This window comes from Streptomyces sp. NPDC039462, from assembly GCF_055639375.1.
Genome location: NZ_JBVKAO010000004.1, coordinates 476,735 through 492,027, shown reverse-complemented (window position 1 = coordinate 492,027; position 15,293 = coordinate 476,735). Strand labels below are relative to the sequence as shown.

Genomic DNA, 15,293 nt, shown 5'->3' with positions numbered 1-15,293 from the left:
GTTCACTGGTCCCGGGCGCGGCTCGCCCGCAGGGAGTACATGAGCGGGATGCGGGGCCGGTCCGCGGGGAACCGGTAGGTGCCGTCGCGGAGTTCCAGCGCGCCGAACCGCGCGAAGAGGGTCTGGTCGCGCTCGCGCAGGAACTCGACGCGCAGTCCCGCGGCGGCGAGCGCCGAGACCACGTCGCCGATCGGGTGCTGCCATTCGACGGTGCGGTTGTGGACGGTGGGGGTGACGGTGTCCGCGTAACCGCCGGGCGTCTCGTCGACCCAGGCATCGCGTGCGAAGTAGTCGTGCTCGACGCGGGAGCCCGTGGCGTCGTCCAGGACGTCGGTGAGCGGATGAAATTCGTTGAGGTAGAGGAAGCCGCCGGGGGCGACCAGCGAGGCGGCGGTCTCGGCCCAGCGCCGGATGTCGGGGAGCCAGCCGAGCGCGCCCACTCCGGTGTAGACGATGTCGTACGAGGAGTCGGGCACCGCCTCGGCCGCGTCGTACACGTCGGCGGTGACGAAGGTGGCCTGCTCCGGAGTGAGGCCGAGCTCGGCGGCGAGTTCCCGGGCCGCCTCGACGGCGGGCTCGGAGAAGTCGAGGCCGACCACGCGGGACGCTCCGTGGCGCGCCCAGGACAGGGTGTCCAGGCCGATGTGGCACTGGAGGTGCAGCAGGGACTTTCCTCGTACGTCGCCCACTTCCGCGAGTTCGTGGTCGCGCAGGGGGTCCTTGCCTGCGCGGAAGGCGTCGAGGTCGTAGTAGTCGCTGGCGAGGTGGAGGGGAACGCGCTCGTCCCAGCGTTTCCGGTTGGTCTCGCGCCAGTCGGCGGGCGTCGGGGAGTACATGGCCGGAAAGTTATCCACAGGCTGGGGACTCCCGCCAGCGGATTGTCGGCGGGGCCAGGCAGTATGGAGGGCATGAGCGAGACGGGTGCGACGAGCGCGACAGGTGCGGAGAAGACCGTGGGTGGCGTGGCGGACGCCATGCCGGACTGGGAGAAGCGTTTCAGGGCGCCGCGCGTCTCCCTGCCCGACTGGGCGGAGGACGCCCCCGAGCGCTCCCTGTTCGTGTCGAACGCCACGGGGACGTACGAGTTGTACGCCTGGGACAGGGCGACCGGCACCCAGCGCCAGGTGACCGACCGGCCGAACGGCACGACGGACGGCGCGCTGTCGCCCGACGGCGAGTGGATCTGGTGGTTCGACGACAAGGACGGCGACGAGTTCGGCGTCTGGCTGCGCCAGCCCTTCGGCGGCGGCGCCGACGAGCCGGCGGTGCCGGGCCTGGCCGCCTCGTATCCCGCGGGTCTCGCCCTCGGCAGGGACGGCGGCACGGTGGTCGTCGGCCGCTCCACGGACGAGGACGGTTCGACGATCCATGTCGTGCGCCCGGGTGACGCCGACCCGGTCGAGGTGTACCGCCACCGGGAGTCGGCAGGCGTCGGCGACCTGTCGTACGACGGCTCGCTGATCGCCGTGGAGCACACGGAGCACGGCGACGCGATGCACTCCGCGCTGCGCGTGATCCGGCCGGACGGTGCGACGGTCGCCGAGCTCGACGACACCAAGGGCGGCACGGTCGAGCTGGGCCTGGAGGTCCTCGGCTTCGCGCCGGTCGACGGTGACACGCGCCTCCTCGTCGGGCACCAGCGGCGCGGACGCTGGGAGCCGATGGTGTGGGACGTCGCCTCCGGCGAGGAGAACGACCTCGCGCTCGGCCTGCCGGGCGACGTGAGCGCCGAATGGTATCCGGACGGCTCCGCGCTCCTCATCGCGCACGGCTTCGAGGCACGCGGCGAGCTCTTCCGCTATGACTTCGCCTCCGGCGAGCTGGTGCGCATCGAGACGCCCGCGGGCTCCGTGTCGGGCGCGACGGCACGCCCCGACGGCAGCGTGGAGTACATGTGGTCGTCGGCCGCCGAGCCGCCGGTGGTCCGCTCCACGGCGGGCGGCGTGGTCCTTGACCCGCCCGGCATGAAGGCGCCGAAGTCCGTCCCGGTGGAGGACGTGTGGGTGGACGGGCCCGGCGGCCGCATCCACGCGCTGGTGCAGCGGCCCGCGGGCTCCTCGGGCCCGCTCCCCACCGTCTTCGAGGTGCACGGCGGCCCCACCTGGCACGACAGCGACTCCTTCGCGGCCGGCCCGGCGGCCTGGGTCGACCACGGGTACGCGGTCGTGCGCGTCAACTACCGCGGCTCCACGGGCTACGGCAGAGAGTGGACGGACGCCCTCAAGCACCGCGTCGGCCTCATCGAGCTGGAGGACATCGCGGCGGTGCGGGAGTGGGCGGTGTCGTCGGGGCTCGCCGACCCCGACCGCCTGGTCCTGTCGGGCGGCTCCTGGGGCGGGTACCTCACCCTCCTCGGCCTCGGCACCCAGCCCGACTCCTGGGCGGTCGGCCTCGCGGCGGTCCCCATCGCGGACTACGTGACGGCGTACCACGACGAGATGGAGGCCCTGAAGGCGATGGACCGCACGCTGCTCGGCGGCACACCGGAGGAGGTCCCCGAGCGCTTCGCCGCGTCGTCCCCCCTGACGTACGTCGACGACGTGAAGGCCCCCGTCTACATCTCGGCCGGCGTCAACGACCCCCGCTGCCCCATCCGCCAGATCGACAACTACGTGGACCGCCTCGCCGCCCGTGGCGCCACCCACGAGGTGTACCGCTACGACGCGGGCCACGGCTCCCTCGTCGTGGACGAACGCATCAAGCAGGTGGCCTTGGAGCTGGACTTCGCGGGGCGGCATCTGGGGGCGTGATCGGTATGCCCCATGGGGGCGTGACCGATATGTCCCGCGACTGTGCCGAGTGCGTCCGGGAGTGAGGCGGGGTGGACCCCACGGGTCGGCGGGGGGCGGCGGCACCGTACCTTGGGGGTGTGTACCGGTTTCTGCTGACGCCCCGCTGGTGGGGGATCAACATATTCGTCGTGCTGGCCATCCCCTTCTGCATCTTCATGGGGTCCTGGCAGCTCGGCCGCTTCGAGGACCGCGTACAGGATCACGAGTCCGCCAAGGAGCAGGTCGCGGACCAGGCGGCGGACGCCTGGGGTGACGCCGAGGGGCGTCCCCTCGCCTCTCTGCTGCCCGTCGACAAGGAAACGTCCGGCGAGCAGGCCACGGCCACCGGCCGCTACGGCACACAGCTCCTCGTCCCTGACCGGGAGCTCGACGAGAAGCGCGGCTTCTACGTCCTGACCCTGCTCCGCACGGACGAGGGCAAGTCACTGCCCGTGGTCCGCGGCTGGCTCCCCGGCGACGCGAGCGCCGCCAAGGCCCCGGCCGCCCCCAAGGGCGAGGTCACGGTGACCGGGGCGCTGCAGGCGTCGGAGAGCCCGGGGTCGAACGGCGTGAGCGCCGCGGGCGGCCTGCCCAAGGGCCAGCTGGGCGCGATCAGCTCGGCGTCACTGGTCAACCTCGTACGCGACGACGTGTACGACGCGTGGATCACCCTCGACAAGGGGGACTCCGGGATGAAGGCGGTCCCGGCGACCGCGCCCAGCAACACGGGCCTCGACCTGAAGGCCTTCCAGAACCTCGGCTACACCGGTGAGTGGTTCGTCTTCGCCGGGTTCGTCGTCTTCATGTGGTTCCGGCTGTTCCGCCGCGAGGCGGAGTTCGCGCGCGACGCCCGGCTGGGCCTGCACACGGACCCTCAGGCCTCGGAACCCCAGCCCTCCGAACCCCAGCCCTCCGAACCCCGGACCTCGGAACCCCCGGCCGCCGGGCCGCAGGCCTAGGAAGCGGGCAGCACCCCGGTCCGGTACACCGTCCCCGCGCACGCGTTCGTGATCGTGGCGGCCGCCGACGGGGCCCCCGTCTCGGCGGTCAGGGAGACCACGACGCTGCCGTCGGCCACGCCGCCGTCCGTGCGGCCCAGCTGGGTCTCCATGCCCTCGGGCGTTCCGCCGCCCGGGGTCCCGCTGCCGCCGCCCTCCGAGGGCGACGGGTTGGGCGTGGGCTCGCCGCCGTCCGAGGGACACTTCTCCGACGGCAGCCAGGCGAACCGCACCTCGTACGCCGCGCCGGGCTGCAGCACGAGCGGGCTGGCCTCCTGGGAGGGGTCGGGCAGGCCGAGCGCCGCGTCCCCCGCCGTGTGGTCGACCACGACGATCTTCGTGGGGTCGGCCGCGCCCTGCGCCACCGCGCTGACGGCGCCTGCGGCCTCGACCGTACAACTGCTGTCGGAGACGTTCGAGACGCGGAAGGAGCCGTAGACCGAGCCACTGGCATCCGCGGGGTTCGTGCTGCCCGTGGCGCCGAGCTGGGCCGCGTCGCAGGCCGGCGAGCTGGCGGCCTCGGAGGTGGAAGGGTCGGGCGATCCCGTACCGCCGCCGCCCGTGCCGCCCTTCGCCTTGCCGTCCTTCTTGTCCTTCTTGTCTTTCTTGTCCTTGCTCTTGGACTTGTCGGGCTTCTTCTCGGACCCCTTCGCGTCCCGCTCCGGGTCCTTGCCCTGGGTCGAACCGCCCTGCGCGTCCTGGCTGTTGCCGGCGATCGAGGGGCGGTCGTCCGAGTCGCCCTTGGAGTTGGTGACGTGCACGAGGGCGGGGACCGCGGTGCCGATGAAGAGCGCGGCGGCCGCGATGCCGACGACGGCCTGGCGCTTGCGGGCCCGGCGGGCGGGGACCGCCTGCCGCAGGTGTTCGAGGGCGCGCTCACCCGGCTCGATCTCCTGCACGGCCTGCCGCATCATCCGCCGCAGTGCGAGCTCGTCGGCGCCGAGCGTGTCCTTGGGGCCGGACTCGTCCTCGGAGCCGAGCCCACCGACGGCCCGAAGACCGCCCACCGGGCGGCTCCCGCTCTCCGAGCCGCGCCCGTTCTCCGAGCCGCGCCCATCCGCCGAGCCGGGCTCGTCCGTCGAGCCGCGCCCGCCCTCCGAGCCGAGTTCGTCTTCAGCACCGGACCCTTCGGGTCCGCTGTCCGGCCCGGGGCCGTCGTCGGGACCGTGGTTCACGTTTCCGTTCCTGCCATGGTGCTCAAATCCGCCCTGCTCATCACGCTTGCGCTCACTCATGCCGGCGCCTCCATGGCGACCCGCAGGGCCGCGATGCCACGCGAGCCGTACGCCTTCACCGAACCCAGGGATATGCCCAGGGTCTCGGCGACCTGCGCCTCGGTCATGTCGGCGAAGTAGCGCAGCACGAGGACCTCGCGCTGGCGCCGCTGGAGGCCGCGCATCGCCTTGATCAGCTCGTCGCGCTCCAGCTGGTCGTACGCCCCCTCCTCCGCGCTCGCCATGTCGGGCATCGGCTTGGAGAGCAGCTTGAGCCCGAGGATGCGCCGGCGCAGCGCGGACCGCGAGAGGTTGACCACGGTCTGACGCAGATAGGCGAGCGTCTTCTCCGGGTCACGCACCCGCTTGCGGGCCGAGTGCACCCGGATGAACGCCTCCTGCACCACGTCCTCGCAGGACGCCGTGTCGTCGAGAAGCAGCGCGGCGAGGCCGAGCAGCGACCGGTAGTGGGCGCGATAGGTCTCGGTGAGGTGGTCGACTGTGGTGCCCGCGGTCATGGTCATGGCGTCGTCAGCGCCTTCGCGCTGCGCCGGCATACGGGCGGGCCGCGCCGCGGGCATGGGTGCGATCACCGGCATGCCGCCGGCCGTGCGGGGACGACGAGTAGGACGCAGCGCTGCCGCGCCTCTCGCCTGTACCGCTGTGAAGTCGAGTACCTCTGCCACGCTTGTTGGACACGCTTCCCCCCATCAGGGTTGTACGCATCCGGCATCGCGTTTGCGGCATGTCGCGCGGGCACCGCTTGTGACGATGCATCAAAAGCCCCCATGCGTACCAGCTCTTCCCCTATGCCCCATTTTTTTCCGGCGCTCGGGCCGCCCCTGAGGGCGACCGCTAAAGACGCCCCCCGCCCCGCCGCCGGTTGCAGTGATCAGACGCGAATCTTCGAACGCGGAGATGATCCAGTTCAAGCGTCCACGGTCACTGAGTTGGACACAGAACTTACACAGATCCCACAAAGGGCTCGCCCGTGGGGTGGTATGTACCAATCCGCGTAATCCGCGCGCTCCGGACGGTCGTTCGGCCCAACCGGCCGCGGACTCAACCGGCCGTGAACTCCCCGGCCACCAGCTCGGCGATCTGCGCGGTGTTCAGCGCGGCGCCCTTGCGCAGGTTGTCCCCGCAGACGAAGAGCTCCAGCGCGGTGGGGTCGTCCAGGGCGCGCCGCACCCGCCCCACCCAGGTCGGATCGGTCCCGACCACGTCGGCCGGTGTGGGGAACTCCCCGGCGGCCGGATTGTCGAACAGCACGACGCCGGGCGCGGTGGCGAGGATCTCGCGTGCCCGGTCGACGGTGACCTCGTCCTCGAAGCGCGCGTGGACGGTCAGGGAGTGGGTGGTGACGACGGGCACGCGCACGCAGGTGGCGGCGACGCGGAGCCCGGGCAGGCCGAGGATCTTCCGCGACTCGTCCCGCACCTTCATCTCCTCGGACGACCAGCCGTCGTCCTTCAGGGAGCCGGCCCACGGCACGACGTTCAGCGCCACGGGCTCCGGGAAGGGGCCGGTGTCGTCTCCCACGGCACGGCGTACGTCACCGGGGCTGGTGCCCAGTTCGCTGCCCGCGACGAGGTTCAGCTGCCGACGCAACGTATCGATGCCGTCGCGTCCCGCCCCGCTGACCGCCTGGTACGAGGAGACGATCAGCTCGCGCAGGCCGAACTCGGCGTGCAGCGCGCCGACGGCGACGATCATCGAGAGCGTCGTGCAGTTCGGGTTGGCGACGATGCCGCGCGGCCGCACGCGCGCGGCGTGCGGGTTGACCTCCGGGACGACCAGCGGAACGTCCGGGTCCATCCGGAAGGCGGCGGAGTTGTCGACCACGACGACGCCCTTGGCTGCGGCGACGGGCGCCCACTGCGCGGACACCTCGTCGGGGACGTCGAACATGGCGACGTCGACCCCGTCGAAGACGTCCTCGGACAGGGCAAGGACCTCGGTCTCCGCCCCGCGCACGGCCAGCTTGCGGCCGGCCGAGCGCGGGGAGGCGACGAGTCTGATCTCGCCCCAGATGTCGGCGTGCTGCGACAGGATCTGGAGCATGACGGTGCCGACGGCCCCGGTCGCTCCGACGACCGCGAGCGTCGGCTTACGGCTCATCGGCCGGTGCCTCCATAGACGACGGCCTCGTCCGTGTCGGAGTCGAGCCCGAAGGCGGTGTGCACGGCACGCACGGCTTCGTTCACGTCGTCGGCGCGGGTGACGACCGAGATGCGGATCTCGGAGGTCGAGATGAGCTCGATGTTCACGCCGGCGTCGCTGAGCGCCTCGAAGAAGGTCGCGGTGACGCCCGGGTTGGTCTTCATCCCGGCACCGACGAGCGAGATCTTCGCGATCTGGTCGTCGTAGCGGAGGGAGTCGAAGCCGATGGCCGACCGGGTCTTCTCCAGGGCGTCGATGGCCTTGCGGCCCTCGGCCTTGGGAAGGGTGAAGGAGATGTCGGTCAGGCCCGTCGAGGCGGCCGACACGTTCTGCACGACCATGTCGATGTTGACCTCGGCGTCCGCGATGGCGCGGAAGATCGAGGCGGCCTCGCCCGGCTTGTCGGGCACGCCGACGACCGTGATCTTGGCCTCGGAGGTGTCGTGCGCGACACCGGAGATGATGGCCTGCTCCACCTTGCGGTCCCCTTGCGGTTCGTTGCTGACCCACGTGCCCTGAAGCCCCGAGAACGAGGACCGCACATGGATCGGGATGTTGTAACGACGTGCGTACTCCACACACCGGTGGAGGAGCACCTTGGACCCGGAGCTCGCGAGCTCCAGCATGTCCTCGAACGAGATCCAGTCGATCTTCCGCGCCTTCTTGACCACACGCGGGTCGGCGGTGAAGACGCCGTCCACGTCCGTGTAGATCTCGCACACCTCGGCGTCGAGGGCGGCGGCGAGGGCGACCGCGGTCGTGTCCGACCCGCCGCGCCCGAGGGTCGTGATGTTCTTCCCCTCCTGGCTGACGCCCTGGAACCCGGCGACGATGGCGATGTTGCCCTCGTCGATCGAGGTCCGGATGCGGCCCGGGGTCACATCGATGATCCGCGCTTTGTTGTGGACGGAGTCGGTGATGACGCCGGCCTGGCTGCCCGTGAACGACTGGGCCTCGTGGCCCAGGTTTTTGATCGCCATGGCCAGCAGGGCCATGGAGATCCGCTCACCGGCGGTCAGCAGCATGTCGAATTCGCGTCCGGCAGGGATCGGGGATACCTGTCCGGCGAGATCGATCAACTCATCCGTCGTGTCGCCCATCGCCGACACCACGACAACGACCTGGTGGCCGTTCTTCTTGGCGTCGACAATTCTCTTGGCGACCCGCTTGATGCCCTCGGCATCGGCTACGGAGGAGCCTCCGTACTTCTGCACGACAAGGCCCACGTGCGCTCCTCGCTCAGTCCGTCTGTCACCGCACTACTGCGGTCGGCTCAGTCTAACGAGCGGCCGAAATTCGCCTCGCTGATATCACATCGTGAGATGTCCCGCTCACAAGTTGATCACCGCAGGCGTACGTTCCCGCTCTTCGGGGCGTACGTTCCGACCGCTCGGCTTGGCACATGCCCGGTTCGGAGCACTGCACTCCGGAAAGTGGGGCGCGTCACAGGGTCTGGCGGAGTCTGGCCGGGGGCCTCAGGCGGCGTACTCCTTGAGCTTGGCCGTGTCCAGGGTGATACCGACGGGTTCGGGGAGCTCGACGGCGTCGCCGAACGCCCGCCGGACGAGGGAGCGGTACCTCCCGGCCTCCGGATCCGCGTACACCCGGACCTCACCCGCGTCGCGGTCGACGAGGAGATACACCGGGATGCCGGAGGCGGCATACCCGTCGGGCTTCTCGACGCGGTCGCGCCGGTCGGCGTCCTGGTCGTAGGAAGTGACCTCCACGGCCATCAGCACGCCGGCCGGCTCGGCCCACTGTCCCTGGCCCACGAAGTTCTCGTCCGGCGCGAGCACGCCGTCCGGGCGGGCCCGGCCCCTCCGGTAGCCCTCGACCTTGAGGCCCTGCTCGGGGAAGAGGGAAAGCTCGGGGCGCTGCTGCATGCAGTGCTTGATCAGCCACATGACGATCTGGCCGTGGGAACCATCCGGCACCGGCTTGACCTGGACCTTTCCATTGATGAACTCCAACCGCACCGTCTCGGGCGCACGGCTGGCCAGCTCCTCGAAGTCCTCGACGGACATCTGGGGCCGGTCGGTGGTCCTGGGGGTCATGGCGTCGCCTCCTTGACTCCATGGTGCCCGGACCGGCACGTCCTGCACGCTCATACGTCGCCCCGGGGCGACGGCAGCCCGGCGGCGCGACGCAGCTCCGCGACCCGCTCGGTCACGTCCACCACGTCGTCGTATCCCGCCGGGCGCGGGCGCGGGGCGCTCGACGGGACCGACGGGCTCGACGGCCGTGCGAGGAACGTGTCCGGGATGTACCCGGACCGTTCCTCCTGGGGGCAGCAGTCCGTGCAGATCCCGTCGACCAGTTCGACAGAGGTCTCGGGCTCCTCGCAGAACGGGCAGATCATGACGGCGCGGGTGACGCGGGCGCGTGCCTTGGCGGGGGCCTGACGCTTGGGAGGCATCTTGTTCTCCAGTCTGGTCCGGGCGAGACCGCCCGGGTTGGTGACGGTGGGCGGCAGCCCTTCGGTGAGGGCGCGTGTGATGTCGGACGGGGTCGCGCCTCGTTCCAGCCACTCGGCCGCGCGGGGCGCGAGCTGCGTGCATTCCGCCTCGGAGAGGGCCATGCGGCGGTCGGCGGCCCGGAGTTGGGCGAGGGTACGGTGCGCTGCGCTGGGTTCGGGGGTCTCGGGGGTGGGGGCCGTCACCTCTTCCGGCTCCGACTCGGACACCCTTGCCAGGCCCGGCTGGTAGGCGTCGGTGACGTCCCGCCCGTGCCGGGTGCGCACGAACTCGGCCCACCACTTACGGGACTTGGGCTCCCGTGACCAGTACGTCCTGGTCACCCACCGCATCGAGTTGTCCTCGACGGTGATGTGTTCCTTGACCCAGCGCAGATGGCCGGCCTCGGTGAGGCGCCTGAGGGACGTGCGGGTGGCCTGCTGGCCGTAGCGGGGGTGTTCGGCGGCGAGCACCTTGTGCCCCATCGCCGCCCCGTCGGGCAGGTGATCGACGAACGTCGCGAACTCGGCATCGCGGGGGCCCAAGTGTGCGAAGTCGGGCTCGGTGTCCGGTTCCGCGTCACCCGCGAGGCGTTTCCCGTACCCCGATTTGGCCATCGGGTGGGACGGGGAGGGGAGGACGGGATTAGGGTTGGCGCAAGCCACGATCGACTGCTTTCGATTCGTAGGGCTAGGCCTCGGACCGGTGTTGGTAGCACCGTCCGGGGCCGTTCTATTGCCGCGAACCTAGATCGCCTTCACACTCCGGCGCAAGCCGACTACGGAACGTCACTCTTGAGGGTGACGGAACCCTCAACTCCCCTTTTGGCCCGGTTGGTTGGGTTCATTTCATCGGTGAACCAGTCCCAGGAAAGAGCTCGGGTCCCGGGGCTCAAGCCCCGGGCTGAACTGCGGCGATGAAGGTGGCCCAGGCAGAGGCGGAGACGGTGACCTCGGGGCTCGCGGGGAGCTTCGAGTCGCGGATGTGGAGGGCGGTGGGGGTGGACGTGTGCCGGTCGATGGCGACTTCAAGGCAGGCACCGCCCTCGTCATCGCTGTAGCTCGACTTGAACCACGCCAGCCGCTCGCTCACTGCTCTCCCACCATCCGCTCGATGAACCGGACCGACTCAGCAGCGCTGAGAGCCTCTGCCCTGAGCATGCTAATCCGTTCCGTGTACACGCCGACCACTTCCGGCTCCGAGGTCAGCTGAGACGCCAACTGGCCTTCACTGAAGGCATACCGCTCGCGCTCGTCGGTCTCCAGCAACACCATCGCTCCCAGGAGAGCAGACGGAATGGCACGGTCGAATGGCAGCACCTGGACAGTGATGTTGCAGCGCCGCCCCAGCTCCAGCAATTGGGCGACCTGTGCCTTGTCCACGTGCGGCCCACGAAGCACGGCCTCGTACAGCACGAAGCTGCATGCCACCGGCGACTTACGCGTCAGCAGCGCCTGCCTCTCGATGCGTGCGGCAACTCGCTCATTCACTGTCTCTTCATCCAGCGGCGGGCAGCGATTGCCGATCAGGCTCCGGGCGTACGCCTCGGTCTGCAGCAAGCCCGGAACCAGCGCGACTTCGTACCACCACAAGCTGATTGCCTGCTGCTCGTACTCCATGAAGTCCTGGGCCCGAGGCGGGAACTTCTCCGCCTTCACGTAATCCTTCGCCGCGCTCAACAGCCCATCCGCCCCGCACAGCCCGTCCGCCGCATCCAGCACCCGAGACGTCGGCATCCGAACACCTTGCTCCATGGCTTTGATGGTGTCCGGCGCGTAATTCGCGGCGGCGCCCAACTCCTCGCGCGTGACGTTCGCCTTCATCCGCCACCGCTTCAGCTGGTTCCCGCTGTACCGCCAGGTCGGGTTGTACTGAACGGACACAGTGACCACCTCCGACGGATACACCGACGCGCGTATCCCCTCAGTCACTACCGAGCGTAGCCTCGCGCTCCGCACCCTGTGACCATGACGAACGCAATTCACTGGCCCGAGTGGGTCCCGGTGGCGGGCCACCAACTCCGGGTGTCGGGCGTGCACTTCGACACGCTCCGGATTCAGGGCGTACGAGGGGAACAGGTCGCCGCACGACTGGTAGCCGAGGCGGACGGGGACGCCGGCCCCGTCATCTGCGAGGCGACGGGGTTCCGTTGGATGTACTTCCTGGTCCCGCCAGGCACCGCCAAGGACCACACATGGCCGCTCGGCGTACAACGCTTCGGGACACCGCGCACGGTGACGTACATCGGCGTACCGGCCCTGAACGGCAACACGTGGCCCTTGCTCTGGTACTCCGAGCCGACACCGACGGCGCCATACGTGGCACCGGTCCGCCTCCTGGGAGTCCTGGATTCGGTCAGTCCGTAGGCTTCCTGAACTTCCAGTTCCTGGCACGCACAGCAGCCAGATTCCGACGCACGACCACAGTGGTCGAATGCTCCGCCCCCAGCACCCGAATACAGTCGCTCAACGCCTGCTCGTACACGGGGATCGCACGCTCCACGTCACCCGCCGCGTCATAGGCGCCCGCCAGGTTGTTCCGTGACGTCAGTGTGTCGGGGTGATCCTCGCCCAGCACCCGCAACCGAGCTGCCAACGTCTTCTCGTACAGGGAAATCGCGCGTTCATTGTCCCCCACCACTACGCACGCCCCCGCCAGGTTGTTCCGCGACATCAGCGTCTGCGGGTGATCCGCACCCAGTACTCGGTCACAGTCCGACCACACCTGCTCATACAACTCAAGCGCACGTCCCATATCGCCCGTCCGCTTGTACGCGCCCGCCAGGTTGTTCCGCGACATCAGCGTCTGCGGGTGGTCCGCACCCAGTACTCGGTCACAGTCCGACCACACCTGCTCATACAACTCAAGCGCACGTACCGCTTCACCTGTCGAGTCGTAGGCCAAGGCAAGGTTGTTCCGCGCCCCCAGTGAATGCGGGTGGTCCGCGCCCAATACTCGAACGCAGTCGGCCAGCACCTGTTCATACAACTCAAGCGCACGTTCCGCATCACCTGCGGACGCATAGGCAAAGGCGAGATTGTTCTGCGACGTCAGCGTATTCGGGTGATCCGCACCCAACACGCGGACGCTGTCCACCACGATCTGTTCGTACAGGGCGACCGCACGAACCACGTCACCCGCCGCCTGATAGGTGCCTGCCAGGTTGTTTCGTGACGACAGAGTGTCCGGGTGATCCGAACCCAACACCCGCAGCCGCGCGGCCAACGTCTCCTCGTACAGGGCAATCGCACGACCCAGATCACCCGCCGCGTCGTAGGCGCCCGCCAGGTTGTTCCGTGACGACAGAGTGCCGGGGTGATCCGGACCCAAGACTCGCAGCCGCGTAGCCAAGGTCTCCTCGTACAAAGGGATCGCGCGAGTCACGTCGCCCGCCGTCCTGTACGCGAAAGCCAGGTTGTTCCGCGCCTTCAACGTGTCCGGGTGGTCCTCACCCAAGACCCGCCGCAAATCATCCGACAGCTGCTCATACTGGGAAATCGCGCGAGTCACGTCGCCCGCCGTCCTGTACGCGAAAGCCAGGTTGTTCCGCGCCTTCAACGTGTCCGGGTGGTCCTCACCCAAGGTCCGCCGCAAACCACTCACCCCCTGCTCATACAGAGGAATCGCACGACCCACATCGCCGGCTGTCTCATAGGCGCCCGCCAGGTTGTTCCGCAGCCTCAACGTGTCCGGGTGGTCCTCACCAAACAACCGAGTCGCAGATTCCGCACCGCGGTGGAAGAGCCTGATGGCCTTACGGACCTCCCCTTGCCCTTCGAGGTAAGACGCCACCTGATTGAGCAGCAGACAAGTGTCTTCTGTGTCATCGGCAGAACGCCAAGCCTCGAACAGGGCTTCGGCGTGCGGCAAGTACCTTCTCCAGGTCGGCCATGCGGCCACATCACCCGACGGGTCGCCCACGAGCATGTGGCACATCCAAACCGCAGCTTGGTCGCGAGCCGCGGTGACCAGGGGTTCGGTGCGGTGCGGGTCGTCCTCCGACGGCGTACGGGCCACTGTCTGGACGAGACGGTGGACGCCGAGGGACGAGCGATCGAGGGTGATCATGTTGTAGTTGGCCACGAGAGCGAGGAGTCGGGCCAGGTCGACGGGGTTCTCGGCGAGCGGGGTGAAGAGATCACGAGGGATGCCTGTCGGGGCGTACCAGGCCGCGATGCGGAGGAGGTGCACGGCCCGCGGATCCCGCTCCTGGAGGACGTCCAGGGTGATGCGCCAGATCCGGGCCATCGTCCGCATGGGGTTCGAGCCCTCGGGTGCGGCGTCCGTGATGTGCCTCCCGTACACGCGGAGCATCTCGCGGTATTCCCCGATCGTGATCGAGGTCTGCGCGATGAAGGCGCCCGCCTGCTCCAGAGCGAGGGGCAGGTGACCCAAGTCCTCGGCCAGGGGCCGAGCGTCCTCCTCCTCGTCGCCACCGTCCGTCAGACGGGCGAGCAGGTCCAGTGAGGCTTCGGCGTCCAGCACCGGGAGCGCGAGGGGGTCGCCCGGCCAACCACCCTTGCAGCGGCTGGTGATCAACTGCCGACCGACATCGCGGAGTTGTCCCGTGACCGACCGGACGTCCTCCGGTTTCTCCGCGTTGTCGAAGACCAGTAGCCAGCCCGGGTGGGTCTGCAACCATCCGATGGCCCAGGAGGCCGCCTGCACCGTGGTGAGGGTGGGGGCGCGATCTCCTCGCAGGCGAGCGGCGAGCGCCGCCAGACCCGTGTCGATCAAATCGGGCGTGTCCGCGCGGAGCCACCACACCAGCCGGTACGCGTGCCGGTTGGCGTGGGCGTAGTGCAGCGCCAGCGTCGTCTTTCCGACGCCGCCGAGGCCATGCAGGGTCTGGGTGATCGTCTGGGAGCCCTCGGACAGGGCGCGGCCGAGCGTGGCGAGTGCCTCTTCGCGGCCGACGAAGAACCGTGACGGCAGGTCGGGAAGGTTGTGCATCCCCCGGGGCACCTCGACGTCGTACGCCGTGCGCGGCACGTCCGCGTCGGCGTCCGTCGCCCTGACGTCCTCCAGGACCAGGTCACCGCCCGCCGCCTTCACCGCTATCGCGAAGCCGGGCCGCGCGGCGAGCGATGCCACGGAGACCGCCGTGAGCTGGTCCCCCTCGTAGTCCCGCGCGCGGTCGGTCGTAACGACGCCGACGAGCCGGCCGCGTGCGAACAGTGCCGCGCCGGAGGCTCCCGACCAGCGCGACTTCTCGCCCGGTTTACTGGGGGCCGCGACCCGGTCGACGTGCGCGGTGATCACGTCGCCGCCCGACTTCAGGCCGGTCAGGGTCTCGACGTGGCCCCGGATCTCCTTCGTGTCCCGGACGCCGTCCCGCACTTCGGAACGCGGGAAGCCGACGGCCAGGCAGCCGAGTCGGCTCTCGGTGACGGTCGCATCGATGCGGCCCCACCGCAGGGGGGCGGCACCGGGCGGCAGCGGCGCCCAGGACGCGCCCGTCACGCGGATCAGTGCCGCGTCCGGCTGCGGGTCCGGCGCGGGCTCAGGCCAGAGCAGTTCGGCTTCGGTCCACTGCTCGTGCCCAACCGGGTCGAGTCGGCGGACCTCCAGCCCCCCGGCACCCCGGACGTTGTGCAGCGCCGTGAGGACGATCCCGTCCGCGACCAGATAGCCTGTGCCCGCCCTGCCTTCGCCCGGGTTCCAGATCTCCACGACACGTCGTACGTCCATGAC

General features: G+C 69.6%; 13 protein-coding genes. 3 read left to right on the top strand and 10 right to left on the bottom strand.

What is annotated here, in order from left to right:
- Positions 1 to 2: 2 nt before the first annotated feature.
- Positions 3 to 836, bottom strand: a complete 834-nt coding sequence (locus ACZ7LU_RS24620) for a class I SAM-dependent methyltransferase (protein ID WP_471918025.1) — start codon at positions 834 to 836, stop codon at positions 3 to 5.
- Between the two features lie 72 nt (positions 837 to 908).
- Between ACZ7LU_RS24620 and ACZ7LU_RS24615 the strand changes: the two genes are divergently transcribed.
- Both ACZ7LU_RS24615 and ACZ7LU_RS24610 read left to right on the top strand, forming a co-directional pair.
- Positions 909 to 2,750 (top strand): S9 family peptidase, encoded by a 1,842-nt coding sequence (locus tag ACZ7LU_RS24615; protein WP_471918024.1) that lies wholly within the window; start codon positions 909 to 911, stop codon positions 2,748 to 2,750.
- Positions 2,751 to 2,869: 119 nt separating this feature from the next.
- On the top strand, positions 2,870 to 3,730 hold the full coding sequence (locus tag ACZ7LU_RS24610) for an SURF1 family protein (protein ID WP_471918023.1): 861 nt from the start codon (positions 2,870 to 2,872) through the stop codon (positions 3,728 to 3,730).
- Here the strand turns inward: ACZ7LU_RS24610 and ACZ7LU_RS24605 are convergent.
- From ACZ7LU_RS24605 to ACZ7LU_RS24570, 8 genes are all read right to left on the bottom strand, one after another.
- Entirely contained in the window at positions 3,727 to 5,004 is a 1,278-nt protein-coding gene (locus ACZ7LU_RS24605) for a hypothetical protein (protein WP_471918022.1), read from the bottom strand. The two genes, ACZ7LU_RS24610 and ACZ7LU_RS24605, sit on opposite strands and share 4 nt — an antisense overlap.
- The gene (locus ACZ7LU_RS24600; RefSeq protein ID WP_398302200.1) at positions 5,001 to 5,669 is read right to left on the bottom strand and encodes a SigE family RNA polymerase sigma factor; all 669 of its coding nucleotides are present in this window, start codon (positions 5,667 to 5,669) and stop codon (positions 5,001 to 5,003) included. Before ACZ7LU_RS24600 ends, ACZ7LU_RS24605 begins: the two co-directional genes overlap by 4 nt.
- Before the next feature lie 376 nt (positions 5,670 to 6,045).
- Positions 6,046 to 7,104: an aspartate-semialdehyde dehydrogenase gene (locus tag ACZ7LU_RS24595; RefSeq protein ID WP_398302198.1), complete on the bottom strand. Its 1,059-nt coding sequence runs from the start codon at positions 7,102 to 7,104 to the stop codon at positions 6,046 to 6,048.
- On the bottom strand, positions 7,101 to 8,372 hold the full coding sequence (locus ACZ7LU_RS24590; RefSeq protein ID WP_362987897.1) for an aspartate kinase: 1,272 nt from the start codon (positions 8,370 to 8,372) through the stop codon (positions 7,101 to 7,103). Before ACZ7LU_RS24590 ends, ACZ7LU_RS24595 begins: the two co-directional genes overlap by 4 nt.
- Before the next feature lie 249 nt (positions 8,373 to 8,621).
- Entirely contained in the window at positions 8,622 to 9,200 is a 579-nt protein-coding gene (locus ACZ7LU_RS24585; protein WP_471115620.1) for a Uma2 family endonuclease, read from the bottom strand.
- A gap of 50 nt (positions 9,201 to 9,250) precedes the next feature.
- Positions 9,251 to 10,216 carry a hypothetical protein gene (locus tag ACZ7LU_RS24580; RefSeq protein WP_471918021.1) on the bottom strand — a complete coding sequence of 322 codons (966 nt, stop codon included), beginning with the start codon at positions 10,214 to 10,216 and terminating at the stop codon, positions 9,251 to 9,253.
- 274 nt (positions 10,217 to 10,490) lie between these two features.
- Complete coding sequence (locus ACZ7LU_RS24575) at positions 10,491 to 10,691, bottom strand: DUF397 domain-containing protein (RefSeq protein WP_471918020.1); 201 nt, start codon at positions 10,689 to 10,691, stop codon at positions 10,491 to 10,493.
- The gene (locus tag ACZ7LU_RS24570; RefSeq protein ID WP_471115629.1) at positions 10,688 to 11,482 is read right to left on the bottom strand and encodes a helix-turn-helix domain-containing protein; all 795 of its coding nucleotides are present in this window, start codon (positions 11,480 to 11,482) and stop codon (positions 10,688 to 10,690) included. Before ACZ7LU_RS24570 ends, ACZ7LU_RS24575 begins: the two co-directional genes overlap by 4 nt.
- Before the next feature lie 84 nt (positions 11,483 to 11,566).
- Here ACZ7LU_RS24570 and ACZ7LU_RS24565 point away from each other — a divergent pair, with 84 nt between their 5' ends.
- Positions 11,567 to 11,965: a hypothetical protein gene (locus ACZ7LU_RS24565; protein ID WP_471918019.1), complete on the top strand. Its 399-nt coding sequence runs from the start codon at positions 11,567 to 11,569 to the stop codon at positions 11,963 to 11,965.
- Here ACZ7LU_RS24565 and fxsT read toward each other — a convergent pair.
- Positions 11,955 to 15,290, bottom strand: a complete 3,336-nt coding sequence (fxsT, locus tag ACZ7LU_RS24560; RefSeq protein ID WP_471918018.1) for an FxSxx-COOH system tetratricopeptide repeat protein — start codon at positions 15,288 to 15,290, stop codon at positions 11,955 to 11,957. The genes ACZ7LU_RS24565 and fxsT overlap by 11 nt on opposite strands.
- Positions 15,291 to 15,293: the final 3 nt, after the last annotated feature.